We start from the raw sequence: 19,519 nt of genomic DNA, 5'->3' as shown, positions 1-19,519 counted from the left end.
CGAACACGAAACCCGTAGCCAGACCAACACACCCGACCGAACCCCGAAAAACTGCATCAAGTCAGGCCCAACGCTGGGCACAGCGCTACCGGAATGCGTGATCACTCCAGCCGACCCCACTACCAGCCCCGACGGGTCTGCCGTCGCACGCAACGACGGGTGGTGGGATTGCGCATCACCCACCAGTGGGGCCCAGCACGCATCGCCTACCACCTACGCCACCAGCACCTCAGCGTCTCGACCGTCGGCAAGATCCTGCAACGCTACGGATGCCCACCCCTGACCTGGATCGACAAGGCCACCGGCGCCCGGCTACGCGCCCAGCCCACACCCGTCCGCTACGAACACGACACCCCCGGTTCGCTGGTCCACGTCGACATCAAGAAGCTGGGCCGGATCCCCGACGGCGGCGGCCACCGCATGGTCGGACGCGCCCAAGGAGTACGCAACCGTGGCTGATCCGCCAGCGGGGGTGGGTATCACTACATCCACAACGCCGTCGACGACCACTCCCGCCTGGCCTACGTCGAGGTCCTCAGCGATGAGCGCAAGGACACCGCCGCCGGGTTCTGGACCAGGGCCCAGGCCTGGTTCGCCAGCCAGGGCATCACCGTCAAGCGGGTCCTGACCGACAACGGCTCCTGCTACCGGTCCAAAGCCTTCAACAAGGCACTCAAAGACACCCACATCACGCACAAGTACACCCGGCCCTACACGCCCAAGACCAACGGCAGGGTCGAGCGGTTCAACAGGACCCTGGTCCCCGAGTGGGCCTACGCACGGCCCTACGCCAGCGAGACCGACCGCCTGGCCGAACTCCCCGGCCGGCTGGACCACTACAATCACCACCGCGGACACACCGCGCTCAAAGGCAAATCACCCGCTGACCGCGTACCTAACCTGTCCGGCGATTACACCTAGGACAAACAGCTGCCGTCGAGGGAAGTGTGCGGGGGTGTCTGTTGTGGCCGTGGTGTGTGCTGCCGTCTGTGCCCTCCTCGGGGTTGTCGGTTATGCACGAGGGCTGGGCGGGGTGAAATCTCTGCGGCCCTGACCGGTGAATTGATGTTCGGCCACGGGCGTGCCAAAGGGCCCAAGGTGCGCGACGATTGACCCTGACGACGGTATCGACGATGGGATCTGGAGTGGACGAGCTCGACGAACAAGGCGTCCGCCGACTGCTGGCGTACGTGGCCGCAGCCGGTATCGCCGGGGGCCAGCCGGTGCATGAGGTGGAGGCTGACACCCGCCGCGTCGGTCGTTATCTGGGATGCCCCGACGTCCAGGTGCAGGGTTGGCCCACCGGGGTCGTGGTGAGTCTGGGAGGTGGGGCCCCTTCAACCTTCGAATCGGTGGAAGGAACCATCCGTTTGGACCAGAGCGCCACCACCGCCCGTATCCGTCAGCAACTCCTCGACGGCACCATCGAACCGGCCGAGGCTCTCGAGCAACTGCGCAGTCTGCGCTCCATTCCGCCGCGCTACCCACGCCTGGGGCTGCACGGCGGCATGGTGTGCGTTTCCTCCGGTATCGCCCTGGTGCTGCAGCCGCTGTGGCCCAGCGTGCTGTTCTCTGTGCTGGCGGGCCAGATCACCGCCGGATTCATGTGGTTGTCTGGCAAGAGGAAAGCCCTGGCCGTCCTCACACCGTTCCTGGCGGCCTTTGTCGTCGCCTTGTGTGCCTTCTGGGCTGCCCGGCTCGGACTCATCGAGGGTCCGCTGCGAAGCCTGCTGCCACCGATCGCGGTGTTGCTTCCCGGCGCTCTCATCGTCACTGGTGTGGCGGAACTGGCGGCAGGGGCGATGATGGCGGGTACGTCACGATTGGCATTTGGTACCGCACAGCTGGCCATGTTCACCGCGGGTGTGCTCGTCGCCGCGTGGCTGATGAAAGTCCCGGTCGATCAACTGGGAAACCAGATCGTGCCCTGGTCAGGGTTGTGGGTGCCATTCCTCGGCGTCCTGCTCCTGACTGCGGGGATGAGCCTCATGGAGTCGATACCCAGGCATCTTGTTCCGTGGGTCGCGCTCATGTTGGCCACCACCCTGGCCTTCCAGATCATCGGTCAGACGGTCGCCGGGGCCACCTGGGGTGGGGGACTGCTGGGCGCGTTCGTGGCGAGTTTCGCATCGTCGGTGATCGAGATGTATCGCCCGCGGCTACCCCGTCTGGTGCTCTTCCTGCCGAGCTTCTGGTTGTTGGTTCCGGGATCCTTGGGGGTGGTGTCCCTGACCCAGCTCGGGGCGGGAACGTCAGTAGCCGGTGCGACTGCGCTGGAATCTGCGGGGATCATCGGCTCGATCGCGTTGGGTCTGCTCATGGGCACCACGGCCGCGCGGGCTGTCAGTTTGATTCATCGCAGCCGCACACGTCGGCCCGGAGCGCGTCGTCGGCAGACCTTTTGACGCACTCGGGCCGAGCGGGGTCGCTCTCAGCTGCGCGGACGGCGGGTTGGGAACTGCTTGCGGGCGTAACGGGCGACGCTCCAGGTGGTGAATCCGTCCGTGGTGGCTCCGACTCCACCGCCCAGTACCGGCACGCGCTTGGAGACGAAGACCGGTAGTTTCTTGCCGGCGACCTGGCCCATGAGCACGTTGATGAGGTGACGCGCGACGGTCTTTTCCAGATCGGCGTCACTGACCGGGGCGGTCGCGATACCCATCGGCGTCGTCGGGATCGTCTTGTCGTGGATGAGACTGTCAACCTCGCGCTGCCCCAGGAGGGTGGCGAGGATGGCGGTACGGACGCGCTGGTCGTCGAGGTCGTAGCCGCGCAAGTGGGCGATGGTCGCCACCATGCGGGCCTGGACGATTGCGACGCCAGAGATGTTGGCGGGGATGGTCACGGCCAGGGTAACGATGCCGCCGAGATTGGAGACGAATCCCTGCGCTCCGGCCATGGCGATGTGCTGGTTGACCAGGGAGTTGATGGCCTGTTCGACGTTTCCGTCGGACTTGGTGAGGGTCTTACCTGCGGCCTGACGTGCTCCCGGCAGCCCATTGCCGCCCTCGATGGCGAATCCCAAGATGCTGCGCAGCATCGAGACGGCCGCACCGGGCGCCATGTCGGGGGCCTGGGACAGCAGTGCCTTGCCGATATTGCTTCCGATTCCCACGGGGGTCTCCTCTCGGTCAACTGACACCCAGGATAGTCGTCGGGCAGGACGACTCCTGTGACGTGTCCTCATGTCACGAGCGTCCATGGTCGACACACGGAGCGTGAAAAGTGTCACCTGGCGTGACGCTTCTGTCTCTTGGTGTGTCCGCGTGATTTGGTGGCTCTTCACAATCGAGGGTGTAGTTGGGGTCTGAATCCGCCGGCTTCCAAGAGGGATCGGCGGATGTAGTTGGTCAGGTTGCGGAAGCCCAGGGCGGTGCCTCGCAGGTGTTCGAGGCGGCCGTTGATCGCTACGGTGGGGCCGTTGCTGGTGCCGGGCCGGTCGAAGAATGCGAGGATGTCAGTAGCGCGCCTGTTGAGCGTGCGGCCCAGGGTGATGAGTTCGCTCAACGGTGCTGGGACCGGGCCAGGGAATCGATGACCGTGCGCATCCGCGCTCGGCCGTGCAAGGCTTGGTGGAGGCGGCGTCGGCACTGGTCTGGCACGCAGCAGGCGCTAACCGACCGGGAAACTGTCGGCCCGTGCACCGCTGAGTCGACTGACCAAGCGAAGCAGGTTGTTGACGACACTACATACGTTCTTGCAACGCAGTGAGGTTGTCGCGGGCATCAAGGGTAGCGGGGTGGTCCGCACCAAAAACACGTGTGCAATCGGCGAACAGCACATGATACTCGGCTACCGCCTCGTCAACGCGTCCCATCTCCCCAAGATATGAGGCGAGATTATTGCGAATACTCAGCGTCATGGGGTGGTCCGGACCAAGGATACGTGTGCAGTCGGCGAACAATACACGATACTCGGCCGCCGCCTCATCGACCCGCCCCATACGTCCAAGCAATCCGGCGAGGTTATTACGAGTCGTCAGTGTGTCGGGATGGTCCTCGCCCAGAACCCGACGCCGGTCAGCGAGCAGCCCACGACACTCAGTTACCGCTTCGTCAACGCGCCCTATCTCCCCAAGCCATGCGGCAAGGTTACTGCGGGTAGCAAGGGTGTCGGGGTGATCCTCGCCGAGAACCCGACGCTGATCAGCGAGTAGCCCACGAAACTCGGCAACCGCTTCGTCAACCCGCCCCATCTCCCCAAGGTATCCGGCGAGGTTATTACGAGTCGTCAGTGTGTCGGGATGGTCCTCGCCCAGAACCCGACGCCGGTCGGCGAGTAGCCCACGAAACTCGGCCGCCGCCTCATCAACTCGTCCGACCTTCCCAAGACACATGGCAAGGTCATTACGAGTCGTCAGTGTGTCGGGATGGTCCTCCCCCAGAACCCGACGCCGGTCGGCGAGTAGCCCACGAAACTCGGCCGCCGCCTCATCGACCCGCCCTATCTCCCCAAGCCACATGGCAAGGTTATTCCGAGTCGTCAGTGTGTTGGGATGGTCCGGACCAAGAATACGTGTGCAATCGGCGAGTAGTCCACGAAACTCGGCCGCCGCCTCGTCGACCCGTCCCGTCCTCCCAAGAGACATGGCGAGGTTATTTCGAGTCGTTAGTGTGTTGGGATGGTCTTCGCCCAGAACTCGACGCTGATCGGCGAGTAGTCCACGAAACTCGGCAACCGCCTCGTCGACCCGTCCCGTCCTCCCAAGAGACATGGCGAGGTTATTTCGAGTCGTTAGTGTGTTGGGATGGTCCTCCCCCAGAACTCGACGCCGGTCGGCGAGTAGCCCACGAAACTCGGCAACCGCCTCGTCGACCCGCCCCATCTCCTCAAGCCACATGGCGAGGTTATTTCGAGTCGTCAGTGTGTTGGGATGGTCCGGACCAAGAATACGTGTGCAGTCGGCGAGTAGTCCACGAAACTCGGCAACCGCCTCATCGACCCGCCCCATCTTCCCAAGAGACATGGCGAGGTTATTTCGAGTCGTTAGTGTGTTGGGATGGTCTTCGCCCAGAACTCGACGCTGGTCAGCAAGCATCCCGCGATACTTAGCAACCGCCTCAGCAATCCCAAAATCGCTCATGAATCCCCCTCAGTATTGATGAACGAACTGTAGCGGACACCCGGGCTGACCCTGATTTGTTAACGGTGATAACTAATGGGTTAGGGTAACCTTATGAATTGTGACGAGGTGACCTTGACCGCCCAAGGTGACATCCCCTCGATCCCGCGTGCCCGCGTCACGGCCGGAAGCGCGCTGGCCACCACCCATCGGCCCCGCACGCGGGGGCTTCACGGCGCTGTGGACCCTCGCACACTGTTCCTCTACGTCATCGTCCTCAACGTCCTTCTCATGGGATCGGGGTCGACGTCCCTGGTACTGGCCTGTCTCGGCGTCGTCGCGGTGTCGCTTGCACTCACGACCCGGCCCAAGACGTGGATCGGGTGGCTGGTCTTCGTCCTGGTGTGGGTCTTCTGTTGCTTCGCCCTCCCGACCCTGTGGCGCTCGGCTGTCTCCGCGTTTCTGGTCTTCATCGCCTTCTGGATGTTCCGCTTCGCAGGAGTCTTCGGCTCGGCAGTGGCGGCGATCAAGGTCCTCGACGTCACCCGGGTCGGCTCAGTCCTCACCCAGATGCACGCCCCGAGGGTTGTGCAGGTCCCGGTGATGGTCGTGGTGAGGTTCTTCCCGATGGCAGTGTGCGAGCTGCGGGCGATCGTCCAGGCCATGACCCTGCGGGGCCTGAGACCCGGTGCCCGCTTGACCATGCGCCACCCGGTGCGTACCGGGGAGTACGTCATCATCCCGTTCCTGGCCTCGGCCGCGCGGATTGCCGATGAGCTGTCCGCCGCAGCCATCATCAAGGGTTTGGGTGCGCAAAAATCCCGGTCCACCCTGGACCCGAGTCGTTTCCGTGTCGGTGACGCCGTGGTGCTGACGGTTTTGGTCGCGTTGATTGCCTGGCGCGTGGTCGAGGTGATCGCATGAGCGTCAGCCTCACCGACGTCTCCTACTCGTATCCGGTTCCGGAGTTCGAGGGGTCCCCGTTCGACGACGCCCCGGTTCCCGACCGACAGGTCGTCGAGCAGCTCCAGGGCATCACCATGACGATTCAGCCTGGAACCCTGACGTTGCTCGTCGGGACATCGGGATCGGGGAAATCCACCTTGCTCAGGACGATGAATGGTCTGGTCCCGAAGTTTTACGAGGGCACCCTGCGTGGCCGGGTTGAGGTGGACAGCACCGATGTGGCCGGGGTCGAGCTCCACGACGTCGGGCGCACCTCGGCGATGATCTTCCAGAATCCTCGCACCCAGTTCTTCACCCCCAGCGTGCGAACCGAGCTGGCTTTCGGGCTGGAGAATTACGGGGTCGACCCGTCCCAAATCCGCGACGCTGTAACTCGGGCGGTCGATCAGACCGGCATCGCACACCTGCTTGATAGGCGGCTCGACACACTCTCGGGAGGGGAGTTGCAGCGCGTCGCCTGTGCCTGCGCCCTGGTCACCGACGTCGACCTGCTCCTTTTCGACGAGCCGACCTCGAACCTCTCAGTCCAGGGGATTGACGATTTTCGCAACTTGGTCGCCCAGCTGAAGGCGGCCGGGAAAACGTTGGTCATCGCCGAGCATCGACTTCACCTGTTTCGAGGACTCGTTGACGTGGTCCACCGCATCTCCGACGGCCGGGTCGTCGAGACCATGACTGGCGACGACTTTTTTGGCCTGACGGATGTGGAACGGGTCGAGCGGGGCCTTCGCTGCCTCGACCTCACCCGGGTTGATCTACCCGAGCCCCCGGCGGCAGGGACCTCCAGCGACGCCGGCTGCACAAAACTGTCGACCGGGCTGACGGTCGAGCACATGTGCTTCTCCTACCGGGGCGAGCCGACGATTCTCGACATCGACTCCCTGTTCTTCCCCGCCGGGGCTGTGACGATCCTCACCGGCCCCAATGGTGCGGGGAAGTCGACCCTGGCCCGACTCATCTGCGGGCTCGAAAAATCCCCGCCGGGCGCCCGCATCGGCATGAGAGGTCCTTGGAGCGCGGCGAGGCGACAGAAATCGTGCGGGATGGTGATGCAAGACGTCCGCCGTCAGCTGTTCAGCGAGTCGGTGGAGCGGGAAGTCACCGTCGGCCTGGACCCGCGCCGACGAGACGCCGCCAACGTCCCAGAGCTCCTGGAGCGCCTCGACCTGGCCGGTCAACGTGACCGTCATCCCTTGTCACTGTCCGGTGGTCAGGCCCAGCGCCTCGTCATCGCCGCCACGATCGCCCAGGACAAGGAGGTCGTCATTTTTGACGAGCCCACCTCGGGTGTCGATTTTCGTCACCTCGCCTCGATCGCCGGCCTCGTCGGTGAACTCGCGGCCGCGGGGAAGGTCGTCATCGTCATCACCCACGACACGGAGCTCATGTCCCGGTGTGGGGATTACCTGGTCAACATCAACACTTTGAAAGGACAATCATGAAACACCGTCTGACAACTCGTGACCTGGTTAGTGTCGCCATCTTCGCGGTGGTCTTCTTCGTTGTTTTCTACGCCTGCGGCATGGTCGGTCTCGCTGGTCCGGCCTTCATGTTCGTCGGTTGGATCCTGGGCATTTTGCTGGGTGGCATCATCCTCATGTTGTCGGTCGCGCGGGTGCCGAAAATGGGCACCATGACGATCACCGGGCTACTCGTCGGGCTCGGTATGACCCCGGGCCACACCATCTGGATGATCCCGGCCGGAATAGTCCTCGGATTCCTCTCTGACCTCATCATCACCAATGCCGGGCGCAGCAACCGCCTCACGATGAGCCGCGCAATGCTCGGTTACGCCGTGTTCGAGCTGTGGATGATCGTTCCCCTCATCCCGATGCTCGTGAACGCCGACGAGTACTACGCCACAATCACCAAGCAGATGGGCCCCGACTACGCCACCAAGATGCGCGCACTCTTCACCCCGGGACTGGTGGCGGGATGGACCGTCGTCATCTTCCTGTTGGGACTGGTCGGTGGCTGGTTGGGCATCAAGGTCGGTCGTAAGCACTTCCAGCGGGCAGGACTGACGAAGTGAGCGAGACCACGACGTCCTCCCAGGTGCCTCCCGGCGCCGGCGCATCGGCGGAAACCAACGACTACCAGGCCAAGCACCGCGCCGGCAGCAAGGCCCTGTCGGCGATCATGAAGCCCATCCGCGGGTACGTTCTCATCGCGCGGATCGTCGTCATGGTCTCGTGCGTCGTCGCGCTTGCTCCCTACATTGCGCTGACGAAACTTGGCGCGATCTTGCTGGGTGATCATGTCGACCACGAGGCGCTCACCCACGCCGCCAATGTGGTGTGGATGGCCTTCTGCCTCCAGGCGGTGCTCTACGTGTTGGCCCTCGTCATCACCCATATCGCTGACATCAAGCTGCGCAACATCCTCCAGGACCGCATCATCGACCGGATCTCGAAGGCGCCACTGGCCTGGTTCAGTTCGTCGTCGACCGGTCGGGTACGTAAGGCTATTCAGGACGACACCGTTCAGGTCCACATGCTTGTCGCACACGCGCCGGTCGAGCAGACCGCAGCCGTGGGGATTCCGCTGGTCCTGTTCGTCTATGCCTTTGTCGTGGACTGGAGACTGGGACTTCTCTCGATTGCCACTTTCCCGATGTACGCCCTGTTGCAGTGGGTGGCGATGCGGGACATGGGCACGAAGACCGCCGAGATGGACGACAAACTCGCCGACATCTCTTCCTCAGCGATCGAACTGACGGAGGGAATCCACGTCGTCAAGAATTTCGGACAGACCGGCAAGGCCCATCGTCGCTTCACCGAGGCATGTCAGGAGTTCGCCCGGTTCTACTGGGACTGGTGTGGCCCGCTCATCAAAGCGTCGGCCTTGTCTTTGTCGGTGATCTCTGTGGCAGCCCTGATGGCGATCAACCTGGGGTTCGGATTGCTCATGGCCAAGGCCGGTTGGGTGGGCGTCACCGACGTCCTCACCTGTTCACTCATCGCCTTGGTCTTGCCTCGCACCATTGAGGTATTGGGCAATATGGCATGGGGTTACCAGCAGGCCGGCAATGCGGCTCTGCGTCTGCAGGACGTGCTGTCCATTGATCAAATCAGTCATCCAGACGTCAGCGCTCGGATTCCTGACGACATGACGGTCACCTTCGACGACGTCAGCGTGTCCTACCACACCCCCGACGGCGTTGTTCCGGCGTTGAACCACGTCAACCTGACGCTGCGTCCAGGGACTGTCACGGCTCTCGTCGGGCCATCGGGGTCGGGCAAGTCGACCCTGGCGACGATGCTCGCACGATTCCGTGACCCAGATTCCGGGGCGGTGCGCATTGGTGGGGTCGACCTCAAAGATCTTGCCCAGAATGACCTCTACCGGTTGGTGTCCTTCGTTCTCCAGGACTCGTACATGCAGCGTCGGCCCATTCGCGATGTCATCACCCTGGCCCGTCCCGACGCCACCGATGCCCAAGTGCGCGAGGCCGCTCGGGCCGCCCAGATCCTTGACGACATCGACGCCCTGCCGAAGGGTTTCGACACTGTCTTAGGTGAAGACACTGATTTCTCGGGTGGCCAGAAGCAGCGGTTGTCCATTGCTCGCGCGGTGCTGGCCGATGCGCCGATTCTCGTGCTGGATGAGGCGACGGCAGCCACCGATCCTGACTGCGAGGCGGAGATTCAGCAGGCCCTGGCGGGGTTGGCCCGGGGCCGCACAGTGCTGGCCATCGGCCATCACGCCGAGTCGGTGGCCGGAGCCGACGTCATCTGCGTCATGGAGAAAGGTTGCGTTGCAGCTTGCGGTTCCGCCGAGGAATTGGCGGACCAGCCCTACTGGGCACGTCTTGCGGCGGGACGACATGTGGAAGGAACGACCCGATGACCACGACGAATCATTCGCGCCTGTCTTGGGCGGGCGACATTCTTCTCCTCGAGACTTTCCGCCCCCTTCTCACCAAACAAGGGGCTGACGCATTCCATCGCTCCTTGTGGCTGGCAGGCCTTCAGGGAGTCCTTGAGGGGTTCGGCCTGTTCGCTGTCATCCCGACGATCACGGCATTCGTGTCAGGGCAACCGTCCATGGGTCTGACCTGGCAGGGCTGGGTGTGGGTGCTTGCCGCGCTGGCCATCGTCGGGGCTGTCGTGGTGTATTTCCAGTCGACGGTGGGCTATCTGGCTGCGATGGACGTCATCCAGAAGCTCGGCGTGCGCATTGGCGACCAGGTGGCGAGCCTGCCACTGGGATGGTTCCGGTCGGGTTTCCCCGCGCGGCTGTCCCGTCTTCTCACGCAAGGAATCATGCACCTGGGTGAGGGGTTGGCACATTTCACCGCTCCACTGGTGCGTGGTGCCGCGACGACCGTCGTCATGATGGTGCTCTCGTGGTTCTGGTCGTGGCAGTTGGGGTTGTCCCTGCTCATTTCGATACCTGTGATGTATCTGATCCTGGTCGCGGCGAGGGCTTTGTGGCTGCGCGGCGAATCGGTCTCCCAGCCAACCGAGCAAGAACTGGCGGCGCGCATTGTCGAGTTCTGCGAGACCCAGCCGGTGCTGAGGGCTGCTGGGCGTGCCGGGGACTACGAGCCACTTCGGGATGCTCGGCGGGCCAATGAGCGCTCTGCTCGCAAGAAATTGGGTCTCGGAGTGGCGGCGAACTTCCTGTCGGGCCTGGGTGCCCAGTCGATTGCGGTTGTTCTCATCGTGCTGGCTGCTCGCATGGGCAACGCTGGCACTCTCGCCCCGGTTGCGACGGTGGCTTTCGTCGGCGTTGCGCTGCGGTATGCCAAGGTGTTGGAGGACGTCGTCGCGGCAGCACTGGCGGTCGAGACATCGCGCAAGCCGGTGGGCGAGGTTGACGAGATCCTCTCGGCACAGGTGCTTCCCGAGCCTGCGCACCCGGGCGAGCTCTCCGCTCCCGGCGAAGTGTCCTTCGAGGACGTGTCCTTCGGCTACCACAAGGATCACCCCGTCATCCACGACGTCACCTTCACTGCTCCCGCCGGTGGTCTGACGGCCATCGTCGGTCCTTCGGGGGCTGGTAAGACGACTCTGTTCCGGCTTGCCGCGAGGTTCTGGGATGTCGGTTCGGGGACGGTGCGTGTGGGCGGACTGGACGTGCGTGACCAGACGACCGAGCAGCTCATGAGTCAGCTCGCAATGGTGTTCCAGGACGTCTACCTCTACGACTCCACGTTGGCTCAGAACATTCGTATTGGTAACCCGGACGCCTCCGACGAGCAGGTACGTCAGGCAGCGGCTCTTGCCGGGGTGGACGAGATCGCAGCTCGTCTTCCGGGCGGATGGGACGCCAGCGTCGGTGAGGGTGGTCGACGTCTGTCGGGCGGTGAACGGCAACGGGTGTCGGTGGCTCGCGCCTTGCTGAAACGTGCGCCGATCCTGCTGTTTGACGAGGCCACTTCTGCGCTTGATCCTGAGAACGAGGCTCACGTCGAGGCCGCCCTGGCCCAGCTGCGCAAGTCCTCGACGATCCTCGTGATCGCCCACAAGCTCGACACCATCCGTTCGGCGGATCGCATCGTCGTCATCGACAACACCGGTAGGGTTTGCCAGGTGGGAACCCATGACGACCTCATTGCCAGCGGCGGTGTCTACGCTGATCTGTGGCATGCCCGAGAGCGGGCCGAGGGGTGGTCGCTCGTGGGCCGTGAGTGATCAGTAAACGGCCAGGTCGCAAGCCTGCGTTCACGCGACGTCAGGCGATTGACGCGGCCCTGGCCGAGGGCATCGAGACCTTCACCCTGAGGGCTGTCGCTGATCGTCTCGGGGTGAAGGCCACCGCTTTGTACCGGGAGTTCAGTTCTCGTCAGGAATTGCAATGGGCTGCACTCGCGGAAATCGTGGTGGACATCGAACCCGATCCCGATGTCACTAGTTGGCAGGACGCGCTGCGCCAGGTCGTCGACCGCCAGTGGGAGTTGTTCGAGGGTTATCCAGAGGCCCCTCGGGTGATTATCACTCAGCCAGAGGCCTTTGGGGCAGCCATGCCTTTCATCACGACGATTGTGCACACACTGGCGGACCTCGGCATTCCCGGAGGAGTCGAGGGAGCTGCTTTCGCGCTCGACTTCGTCGGGGACACCGTCTTGGAGACGTTTGTGTCGATCCAGCCCTATCTGACTGCTGATGAAGGAGGACGGACCGGCATCGAGAGGATCGGGGAGATGACGGACGGTCAGCCGGATGTTTTCGGGGTGCAGTCGATGGGAGCGCGGGGAAACTTGGACCTCAAGATTGAGTTCATCATTGCGGGGATGGAGCACGGGCTGTTTCCCGGGTCTACCCCGCAGAAGTGATCGTGAGTCCAGCGCTCGATCCCTCCTCCCGCGGCTTCATCTCGCGATCCTGCCTTCGACAAGTCGACGGTGACGACACCGATCGCCCAGGGCGGTGGAATTCTTCTTCGTGATGGGCGAGGGAGTGACAATGGTTCGCATGGCCTTGGCAAGTCGTTGCACCAGAGACCGGGCCGTCGCCAATGAGGGCGACGGCCTGGTCTGGACGGATGGTGTTTCTCAGGCGTGCAGATCGTCGGCGGTCTTGTCGGGCTGGACGCTCCACTCGGGCGGGACGTCGACGCCCGACTTCTCGTCCTCCTCGGCCTTGGCGGCGGTCTCCTGGACGATGCCCGGGGTGTGGTGAACCGGGGCGTAAATGGCGTAGACCTGCATCGGCTCGTCGCCGGTGTTGATGACGTCGTGCCAGGTGCCGGCCGGGACCTGGATGGACCAGCCGTCGCTGACGTCCTGCTGGAAGTCGAGCTGGTCCTCAGCCGGTCCCATGACGCAGCGGCCCTTGCCGGAGTCCAGACGCAGGAACTGGTCGGTGTCGGGGTGAGCCTCCAGGCCGATGGACTCTCCCACCGGGATGGACATGAGGGTGACCTGCAGGTATTTGCCGGTCCAGGCGGTGGTGCGGTAGTTCGTGTTCTCCTTCGTCGCGGTCTCGATGTCGAAGGCGTTTGGCTTGGGTCCGTTGTCGTTGATCTTCATGGTCGACGCTTCCTTTCCGGGTATTCGTGCCGTGGTGTGGGTCGTTGGCCGTCCTGGACGGATGGGTTGGCATCGGTAAGGCGACCATTGTCTCACAACCATGTTTGATCCATTCTACACGATAAAAATAGTGGGAAAAGGCGATCGTCGGAACGGTGACGATGAATGTGGTGACGTTGAAGTACGACGCACCAAGAATGGCGTCCTCGTGTTATGGGAAATGATTTGAGGGTAGCCTGTCCGTATGCTTGGCGGTGGGCACGGGCTATCCGCAACGTCGACTCGTGATGACGGTGTCGCCCAGGACTCCTGTGCAGGGCAACTGTGCGCAGTGTCCCGGGCCGTCGAGCGTGACGGCCTCGCCGGTGATCCTGCGAGGAGTGTGCCAGTCGGCATGGGCAGATGTCCGCAGGATCTGTTCCGGCACCTGGCTGTGATTCTTGTCGGAGGCAGGCGATACCGTTCACCTAATGGCCCATGTCGAGAGGATGCCGATGTCGCCTGCGATTTCCGAGAATCAGCGTGCTGAGTTGCATAAAACGATCTGGCGGATCGCGAACGACCTGCGCGGCTCTGTGGATGGGTGGGACTTCAAGACCTATGTGCTTGGAACGTTGTTCTATCGGTTCATCTCCGAGAACCTCACGGCTTACATCAACGAGCAGGAGCGGGCTGCCGGGGACGCCGACTTCGACTACGCCACCTTCTCCGACGAGATGGCGGTGTACGGCATGCAGTCGACGGTGGAGGAGAAGGGGTTCTACATCTTTCCGTCGGAGCTGTTCTGCAACGTGCGTGCCAGGGCGGCGCAAGATGTGAACCTCAACGAGACTCTTGAGCGGGTGTTCAAGAACATTGAGGGTTCTGCTTTGGGCACGGAGAGCGAGGACGACCTCAAGGGATTGTTCGCAGATTTCGATCTGAACAGCAATAAGCTTGGGTCAACCGTCGCCCAGCGGAATGCCAAGTCGGTCAAGTTGCTCGACGCGGTGGGGGGACATGCCGTTAGGCGACTTTGCCGACAACACTATTGATCTGTTTGGCGATGCGTACGAATACCTCATGGCGATGTATGCATCCCAGGCCGGTAAGTCCGGTGGGGAGTACTACACACCCCAGGAGGTGTCCGAGCTATTGGCGCGGATTACCGTCGTCGGCAAGACGGAGGTCAACAAGGTTTATGACCCGGCCTGTGGGTCCGGTGGTTTGCTGCTGAAATTCGCGAAGGTGCTGGGCAAGGAAAACGTCCGCCAGGGGTTCTTCGGCCAAGAGATCAACCTGACGACGTACAACCTCGCGCGCATCAACATGTTCCTGCATGACATCAACTACGAGAAGTTCAACCTCGCCCACGGCGACACTCTCATCGATCCCGCGCACTGGGACGACGAACCCTTCGAGGCGATCGTCTCCAAACGTTGGATTCAGACGTTGATACAAAATCGTAGTGTGCGCGACTGGGCTCTAGCGACGTAGGAAATGCGCTGTTACCAGCGAAAAGGCGAAACTGAAGCGGATTCCTCGGGAGCCGATGATCTTTCGGGTCCCATCTTGAAGCGCGGTCTCGGGGGCAAGTTCGGCGAAATGGCCTGAGTTGGATCAGTGAAGTGCACCCAGTACAGAGGCCGGTACCTGAGCCATCAAAAGGTATGCGGTGACCTCATACGGTTCGCTGACGGATGCGAGGCGCGGAGTTAGCGACTGCTGGGGTGAAGAAGCCTTCTACCAGCCCGTCCTCCGCGCTTTCAGCCTCTCAGGCTGTGCACGGAGTGGCGGGCGGGTGTGGTTTGGTGCCTGCATTACTGAGTTCTAGGTGAGGGGCTTGATTCTTCGTGTTGCTGAAGCGGCTGGAGTAGGCGCGTCGTTTCGATGCCGCCCTGGTTAAGCACCTCGGCGATGAGGTCAGTGAGGATTTCGTGCTCTTCCTCTGGTGTCGGGCTGGCTTGAAGAGTGTGGGTGATGGTTCTGAAATGCTTAATAGGCATCGATTCATTTCGGGGGCGAAGAAGACTGCTTGCCCAGGCGCCTTCGTTTCTGCGGATGATGATGGGTGCTTCGCCATGTGGGACGAGGCGAGCATGCAGTTCCGAGTCTGTGACGGCGATTAGAAGATTGTTTACCTATGTAACGACGATCGCCTACGATTAGCGATCCAGATATGCCGTGCAGGGAGGAATATCCTTGGTTCAGCGTGAATCTATCCGAGTCGACATCCTGGAGTAGCTTTTGAACCTCTTGTTTGTTGAGTTTTCCCGAAAGCGGGTCGTGGGGGCTGAGCACTAGCGCAAGCGCGACACCAGGGAACTCATCGGCAGCCTTAGCTGCAAGTTCCTCAAGGCGGTGAATTTTCAGGGCTTCTGTTTCTTCGGCGATGCTGAGGCTCTTGCGATACAGACTGCGAATTGTCCTTTCGTCTAGCCAGACTGTACTTGCGCCTTTTCGAAGTGGAACTCGAAAAGTTCTTGTGTCCACAAGCTCTTGACCGTCAGTCTTCGTAGCTCGCACTAAGTGTGGCTTATTTGGAGAATCAGGAACGCGTAGAGCTACGAGAGTTGTATCTCGGTTCGCGCTTTCGTAGATACGGATGTCAACAGTCACTGGTGGGTCAAGTCGGCTTTCTAGAAGCTGGTGTACATCTGTCTCACTCGTTATTGCCAGGTTGACTCCAGGGGCATGGGCGGCGGCACTGTCGTCTTCGGCTATGCCACAGATGATCCAACCACCTCCGGAATTAGCCATGGCGCACACGTCCTTGACGAGTTCTCGCTTATCCTTCTCGTTCTTCGGGTGGTAGAGCGTTTGTTTAAAGTCGAGGTCAGATTGCTCGCGGACGCCGTGCTCAGCGAGTTTACAAAGAAGCTCATAGGTCACGGGCGTGCGTGCCGGTACTCCAAGTTCACGGTGGAGAGCAGATGTTGCCATGTCTATGCCTTAGTTATGGTGCGGAAAGTAGCTACTTGGGAGCGAGAACGCTTCAGGCACGTTGTAACGGATTTCGTTGGCTTCTTTGCGAACGTTGATGTTGGTACTTTCGAGGAGGAGGGGGTTCAAGTAGGGAGTTCCCTCGTGAAGGATGAGTGCGTTAGAAATGTTGGTACGAATGTAGGTGGCGCTTTCACGGGTGAATCCGAGTCGTTGGAGCAGGATGGTTTCTTGCTTCGTTGTACCGTATTCGACGTATTCGTACCAGTCGTTTTTGAATTGCTCGACACCATGGACTTTCTTGTATTCGTTGGAGAACTTCAGGAAATAGTTAGACAGGCTAAACAGGATCACATCTTCGAGTACCTTGAGAATTTCGCTGATGACGATGTTGCGATGCTGGAGTGTGTTTTCGTACCGGATTTCGCCCTTTCCAGCGATGTAGAGCGTTCCTTGCCTTAGATGGTAGTCGAGGGCGCGGTTCATGATTGAGCGAAGCCCGTGGCCTTCCATCCACTGGGTGAGTAAGACTGTGTACCAGCGCAGCAGGGTGAGTTGGTTGCTGCCGCGTGCTGTTTTGCCTAGTGTCTCTGGGTCATAGATCCGCCATTTGAAAATTGAGGCGAGCCTTTCCAGAAAAGCCAGCGTCGTGTCGTAGTCGAACTTGCCGTCTTGAGAGATTTGTGGATATTTAAGTCCGGCTTTGATGGCGTCGGCTAAGGATTCTGTTTGGTCAACGGAAACGTTGATGTCATCATCTTGTTGGGTTTCTCGTTGTGCAAAGGCAGTATGAATTCTGCTAATGGTTTGTTCGTTGAGGTAGTCGGAGAATTCTTCACGAACTAGGCTTTGACGGCCGGTGGTGATGTCGCGCAGCAGCATGAGGCCAAACTTTCGTTTCATGTCGTAGCGTTCGTAGGTCTCATTTCCCTTGGTGAACTCGATCTTTCCTTCTTGGAGATCATTGACGACATCTTGTTTCATCCTGTTGCTGATGATGTGGGAGTCGGTTTCGATGGAGAGCTTCTGCGTGGGCACGGATGCTTGCAAGAGTTCCTTCGCCTTTTGCTCGTCAGCGAGGTCTTGGCCGACGACGATGAAGACGTTGCCGTAGAGATTGAACTCGATGCGTCCAACGCGGCCGATGAGATTCTTGAAATCGACTGGTGTCATGCCTGATCGGCCGATCTTGTTCGTTGTAATGACGAGGTTGTCGGCTGGGAGGTTGACTCCTTCGAGTAGCGTGCTGGTGCAAAACAGCGTCGCTATTTTTCCTTCGCGGAACAGGCCTTCAATGCGTTCTCGGATCGCTGGTGGGAGGTAGCCGATGTGGTAGCTGATGCCTTTACGAATCAGGTCGCTGAGATAGTAGTCCTCATGGACATCGCGTTCGATGTCTTTGGCGAGCGCGTCGAGGTCCTCGTCGTTGAGGTTTGCCATCCCCTCGGCGTATTCTCGGGCGGCGTCCACCGCGCGCTGACGGGCTGAGTGGAACACGATGGTTTGGCCAAGGTTGTTCAACCGCCGTGACGATTCGCCAACAAATCGAGTGATGTCCGCAGCAGTGGTTCCCGGGCGTTCGATGGACGCCAGGTGGCTGAATTCTTGGGTGTAGTCGTTGTAGCTGGAGATCGTATCGTCATACAGGTTGACAAGGTATTTGAACTGCACGACTGGTGAATACTGGGTTGCAATTGCGTTGGCTTCGCTTTCACCAGTTTCGGGGTTGATGAGTCTGAGGAAGATTTCTGGGTTGGGAATGTTGGGTGAGGCGAAGATAAAGTGCGGTGGCTTGGGTCGGTGTTGAAGGATTGTGACGGTTTGGTAGTAGAACGGTGCTCGGCTGTTTTTGCCTGAGAGCTTGTGCGATTCGTCAAAGAAGACGTAGGCGAACTCGATCGAGGGTTTGCCGATCAGGAGGTAGAGCAGTCGTTCTGGGGTGAGGACGAAGATGAAATGATGGTCGCCTTCGAGCACGATGTCCCCGGCGGCGCTGACGATACGGTAGTCGTACCGTTCGAGATCTTCTCCAAGATCGGCGATCAATTTTGAACGGGTCTCGTTGATCAGCGCCTTGGAAGGCACGATGATCGCGTAGTTTTCCTTGACCCCGGATTTGATCTGGTTCGTGATGAAGGTACGCATGATGAAGGACTTACCCAACGAGGTGGGAGCCGAGAACGAGAACTTGCCGTCGGTCAGGCGCTCGTAGATTTTCTTTTGAGGGACGAAGAACTTCATTGCGGGATCCCCAGGAACCGTCAAATACTGGGCCTGGTAAGCGTTAAATGCTGTATCAAGGAAGCCGGTATCTGCAGTCACACCCAATTGGCGTAGTCCTGGGTAGTTGCCCAGTGTGGTGAAGATGGCGGGAACGTAAGCCTGCGTGAGTGGATCGTTTGGATAAAGGATCTGGCACAGCAGTGCGATCTCTTGCGCCCACACTCGGTGGGTGTCGCGATTGTCAGGATGGGTGGATTTTGACAGCAGGTCGGCAAACCGCAGAGCTGCTTCCACATCAACATCGTAGGGTTCACGCTTCGGAAGTCGGAGCCGGTAAAGACCGTAGTTGTAGAGCAGGTTGGCGTAAAGCTGCTGGAGAAAGCCATTAGAGTCAATATCGTTGAAGACCAGCTCCCCAACGTTGACAGGGGTCTCAGCCACTGGTCTTACCTCCTCGCTGCAGCACGGCGTCCATGATCGAAACGGAATCTGTGTCACTGTCGTCGAATGGGAGGACGTAGACGTAGAAGGCGTGTGTGCCTAGGTTCAGGGTTGTGATCTTGTTGGCGATATAGGAGGCGTGGTGGGCGATATCGTGGCCCATTTTCCAGTCCAACTGATGCCGGTAATCGTCGTTGCTGTAATTGCCGGGTAGGAGCCCAAGGTTGTAGCCGAGGAAGATTCCGTAGGAACTGTCGTAAGAAACAGCCCCGCCAGGTTGCGGGATCAGAAGTTCTTTGATGGTCTTGGCTGTTCCCGAGTCGAGGAAGGTTGTGAACACCTGTTCTTCAGCCAGCTGACATTCTGTTGCTGAGTTCGTCTCGATCTGCACGATCTTGTCAAAGGCGTCGTCAATTGCGTCTTGGATGTCTCCGCTCAGGCTGGAGGTTCCGAAGACGATACTGCTCACCGGGGTGCCACCATCGGGGGTAAGCAGATGGATGGCATCACAGCGGCTACGCGTGTGCCCGGCTTGCTGATTGAGCTCAATCTTGCTTAATACCTTCGGTGCATTAAGGACCTGCTCGAGCAGGATGTAGAGCATGAGTTCCCCGAGTCCTTGTCCGCTGTCTTGGGTCCCCATTCGTCCGGCAGCGTCGTAGACGATCAGCTCAGTCCTATCAGTGACTGTGTAGTCGGCGATTTCGGCTCGGGAAAACACGTAACGTCCCAAATTTAGACGTAGGAAGCTGATCAGATCTCGGTGAGAGAACCGACTGTTTTGCACCGCGAGGTGGAACAAGCGTAGTTGTTCAGCATTCTTCAATCCGAGCGTGTGAGGGTGGCTGACCTCGGTGAAGATCGCGTTGAAGCCGCTGTCTCTTGACGTGCGAGACAACGACATGCTCAACTGGTCACCTGCGTCCATC

Annotated in this window: 14 protein-coding genes and 3 pseudogenes; 10 read left to right on the top strand and 7 right to left on the bottom strand. The window is 60.5% G+C overall.

Translation table 11 applies throughout. The annotated features are described in order from the left end of the window. Nucleotides 1-90: 90 nt before the first annotated feature. Both O6R08_RS09665 and O6R08_RS09660 read left to right on the top strand, forming a co-directional pair. A pseudogene (locus O6R08_RS09665) lies at nucleotides 91-921 on the top strand (IS481 family transposase); the annotation flags it as partial. Nucleotides 922-1,133: 212 nt separating this feature from the next. Further along, a complete protein-coding gene (locus tag O6R08_RS09660) occupies nucleotides 1,134-2,405 on the top strand; it encodes a threonine/serine exporter family protein (protein ID WP_271417928.1) in 1,272 nt (423 codons plus the stop codon). A gap of 26 nt (nucleotides 2,406-2,431) precedes the next feature. Here O6R08_RS09660 and O6R08_RS09655 read toward each other — a convergent pair whose 3' ends face one another. The 3 genes and pseudogenes from O6R08_RS09655 to O6R08_RS09645 form a co-directional block, all read right to left on the bottom strand. Continuing rightward, complete coding sequence (locus O6R08_RS09655; protein WP_271417927.1) at nucleotides 2,432-3,115, bottom strand: EcsC family protein; 684 nt, start codon at nucleotides 3,113-3,115, stop codon at nucleotides 2,432-2,434. Between the two features lie 167 nt (nucleotides 3,116-3,282). Next, a pseudogene (locus O6R08_RS09650) lies at nucleotides 3,283-3,519 on the bottom strand (transposase); the annotation flags it as partial. Nucleotides 3,520-3,685: 166 nt separating this feature from the next. Next, the gene (locus O6R08_RS09645) at nucleotides 3,686-5,083 is read right to left on the bottom strand and encodes a tetratricopeptide repeat protein (RefSeq protein ID WP_271417926.1); all 1,398 of its coding nucleotides are present in this window, start codon (nucleotides 5,081-5,083) and stop codon (nucleotides 3,686-3,688) included. 114 nt (nucleotides 5,084-5,197) lie between these two features. On the opposite strand from O6R08_RS09645, the pseudogene O6R08_RS11460 reads away from it, so the two are divergent. The 6 genes and pseudogenes from O6R08_RS11460 to O6R08_RS09615 all read left to right on the top strand — a co-directional run. Next, a pseudogene (locus O6R08_RS11460) lies at nucleotides 5,198-5,359 on the top strand (energy-coupling factor transporter transmembrane component T); the annotation flags it as partial. Between the two features lie 623 nt (nucleotides 5,360-5,982). Beyond that, entirely contained in the window at nucleotides 5,983-7,470 is a 1,488-nt protein-coding gene (locus O6R08_RS09635; RefSeq protein ID WP_271417925.1) for an ABC transporter ATP-binding protein, read from the top strand. Continuing rightward, complete coding sequence (locus O6R08_RS09630; protein ID WP_271417924.1) at nucleotides 7,467-8,060, top strand: MptD family putative ECF transporter S component; 594 nt, start codon at nucleotides 7,467-7,469, stop codon at nucleotides 8,058-8,060. The genes O6R08_RS09635 and O6R08_RS09630 overlap by 4 nt, the downstream gene beginning before the upstream one ends. Then, nucleotides 8,057-9,877, top strand: coding sequence for an ABC transporter ATP-binding protein (locus O6R08_RS09625; RefSeq protein WP_271417923.1), 1,821 nt, complete (start codon nucleotides 8,057-8,059; stop codon nucleotides 9,875-9,877). Before O6R08_RS09630 ends, O6R08_RS09625 begins: the two co-directional genes overlap by 4 nt. Next, the gene (locus O6R08_RS09620; RefSeq protein WP_271417922.1) at nucleotides 9,874-11,667 is read left to right on the top strand and encodes an ABC transporter ATP-binding protein; all 1,794 of its coding nucleotides are present in this window, start codon (nucleotides 9,874-9,876) and stop codon (nucleotides 11,665-11,667) included. The genes O6R08_RS09625 and O6R08_RS09620 overlap by 4 nt, the downstream gene beginning before the upstream one ends. Then, nucleotides 11,664-12,308 carry a TetR/AcrR family transcriptional regulator gene (locus O6R08_RS09615; protein ID WP_271417921.1) on the top strand — a complete coding sequence of 215 codons (645 nt, stop codon included), beginning with the start codon at nucleotides 11,664-11,666 and terminating at the stop codon, nucleotides 12,306-12,308. Before O6R08_RS09620 ends, O6R08_RS09615 begins: the two co-directional genes overlap by 4 nt. A gap of 219 nt (nucleotides 12,309-12,527) precedes the next feature. Here the strand turns inward: O6R08_RS09615 and O6R08_RS09610 are convergent, their stop codons facing one another. Further along, complete coding sequence (locus O6R08_RS09610; protein WP_069102387.1) at nucleotides 12,528-13,004, bottom strand: cupin domain-containing protein; 477 nt, start codon at nucleotides 13,002-13,004, stop codon at nucleotides 12,528-12,530. A 494-nt stretch (nucleotides 13,005-13,498) separates the two neighbouring features. Between O6R08_RS09610 and O6R08_RS09605 the strand changes: the two genes are divergently transcribed. Beyond that, nucleotides 13,499-14,038, top strand: coding sequence for a type I restriction-modification system subunit M N-terminal domain-containing protein (locus O6R08_RS09605; protein ID WP_271417920.1), 540 nt, complete (start codon nucleotides 13,499-13,501; stop codon nucleotides 14,036-14,038). Further along, complete coding sequence (locus O6R08_RS09600) at nucleotides 14,004-14,480, top strand: N-6 DNA methylase (RefSeq protein WP_271417919.1); 477 nt, start codon at nucleotides 14,004-14,006, stop codon at nucleotides 14,478-14,480. Before O6R08_RS09605 ends, O6R08_RS09600 begins: the two co-directional genes overlap by 35 nt. 513 nt (nucleotides 14,481-14,993) lie before the next feature. On the opposite strand, the gene O6R08_RS09595 is transcribed toward O6R08_RS09600, so the two are convergent. From O6R08_RS09595 to O6R08_RS09585, 3 genes are read right to left on the bottom strand one after another with little or no spacing between them, the layout of a single operon-like run. Then, on the bottom strand, nucleotides 14,994-15,926 hold the full coding sequence (locus O6R08_RS09595) for an AlbA family DNA-binding domain-containing protein (protein WP_271417918.1): 933 nt from the start codon (nucleotides 15,924-15,926) through the stop codon (nucleotides 14,994-14,996). Between the two features lie 9 nt (nucleotides 15,927-15,935). After that, nucleotides 15,936-18,590: a DEAD/DEAH box helicase gene (locus tag O6R08_RS09590; RefSeq protein WP_271417917.1), complete on the bottom strand. Its 2,655-nt coding sequence runs from the start codon at nucleotides 18,588-18,590 to the stop codon at nucleotides 15,936-15,938. Next, nucleotides 18,583-19,518 carry a HamA C-terminal domain-containing protein gene (locus O6R08_RS09585; RefSeq protein ID WP_271417916.1) on the bottom strand — a complete coding sequence of 312 codons (936 nt, stop codon included), beginning with the start codon at nucleotides 19,516-19,518 and terminating at the stop codon, nucleotides 18,583-18,585. Before O6R08_RS09585 ends, O6R08_RS09590 begins: the two co-directional genes overlap by 8 nt. Nucleotide 19,519: the final 1 nt, after the last annotated feature.

The organism is Cutibacterium equinum (assembly GCF_028021195.1).
GTDB classification, from domain to species: domain Bacteria; phylum Actinomycetota; class Actinomycetes; order Propionibacteriales; family Propionibacteriaceae; genus Cutibacterium; species Cutibacterium equinum.
The sequence above is the reverse complement of the archived record's forward strand: the minus strand, read 5'-3'. Positions and strand labels throughout refer to the sequence as shown.

Excerpts from the sequence above, each read along its gene's own strand:
- O6R08_RS09630 (WP_271417924.1), top strand. The coding sequence starts at position 7,467 with ATGAAACACCGTCTGACAACTCGTGACCTGGTTAGTGTCGCCATCTTC.
- O6R08_RS09645 (WP_271417926.1), bottom strand. The coding sequence starts at position 5,083 with ATGAGCGATTTTGGGATTGCTGAGGCGGTTGCTAAGTATCGCGGGATG.
- O6R08_RS09585 (WP_271417916.1), bottom strand. The coding sequence starts at position 19,518 with ATGGACGCAGGTGACCAGTTGAGCATGTCGTTGTCTCGCACGTCAAGA.
- O6R08_RS09620 (WP_271417922.1), top strand. The coding sequence starts at position 9,874 with ATGACCACGACGAATCATTCGCGCCTGTCTTGGGCGGGCGACATTCTT.
- O6R08_RS09635 (WP_271417925.1), top strand. The coding sequence starts at position 5,983 with ATGAGCGTCAGCCTCACCGACGTCTCCTACTCGTATCCGGTTCCGGAG.
- O6R08_RS09660 (WP_271417928.1), top strand. The coding sequence starts at position 1,134 with ATGGGATCTGGAGTGGACGAGCTCGACGAACAAGGCGTCCGCCGACTG.
- O6R08_RS09600 (WP_271417919.1), top strand. The coding sequence starts at position 14,004 with ATGCCGTTAGGCGACTTTGCCGACAACACTATTGATCTGTTTGGCGAT.
- O6R08_RS09605 (WP_271417920.1), top strand. The coding sequence starts at position 13,499 with ATGTCGCCTGCGATTTCCGAGAATCAGCGTGCTGAGTTGCATAAAACG.
- O6R08_RS09595 (WP_271417918.1), bottom strand. The coding sequence starts at position 15,926 with ATGGCAACATCTGCTCTCCACCGTGAACTTGGAGTACCGGCACGCACG.
- O6R08_RS09610 (WP_069102387.1), bottom strand. The coding sequence starts at position 13,004 with ATGAAGATCAACGACAACGGACCCAAGCCAAACGCCTTCGACATCGAG.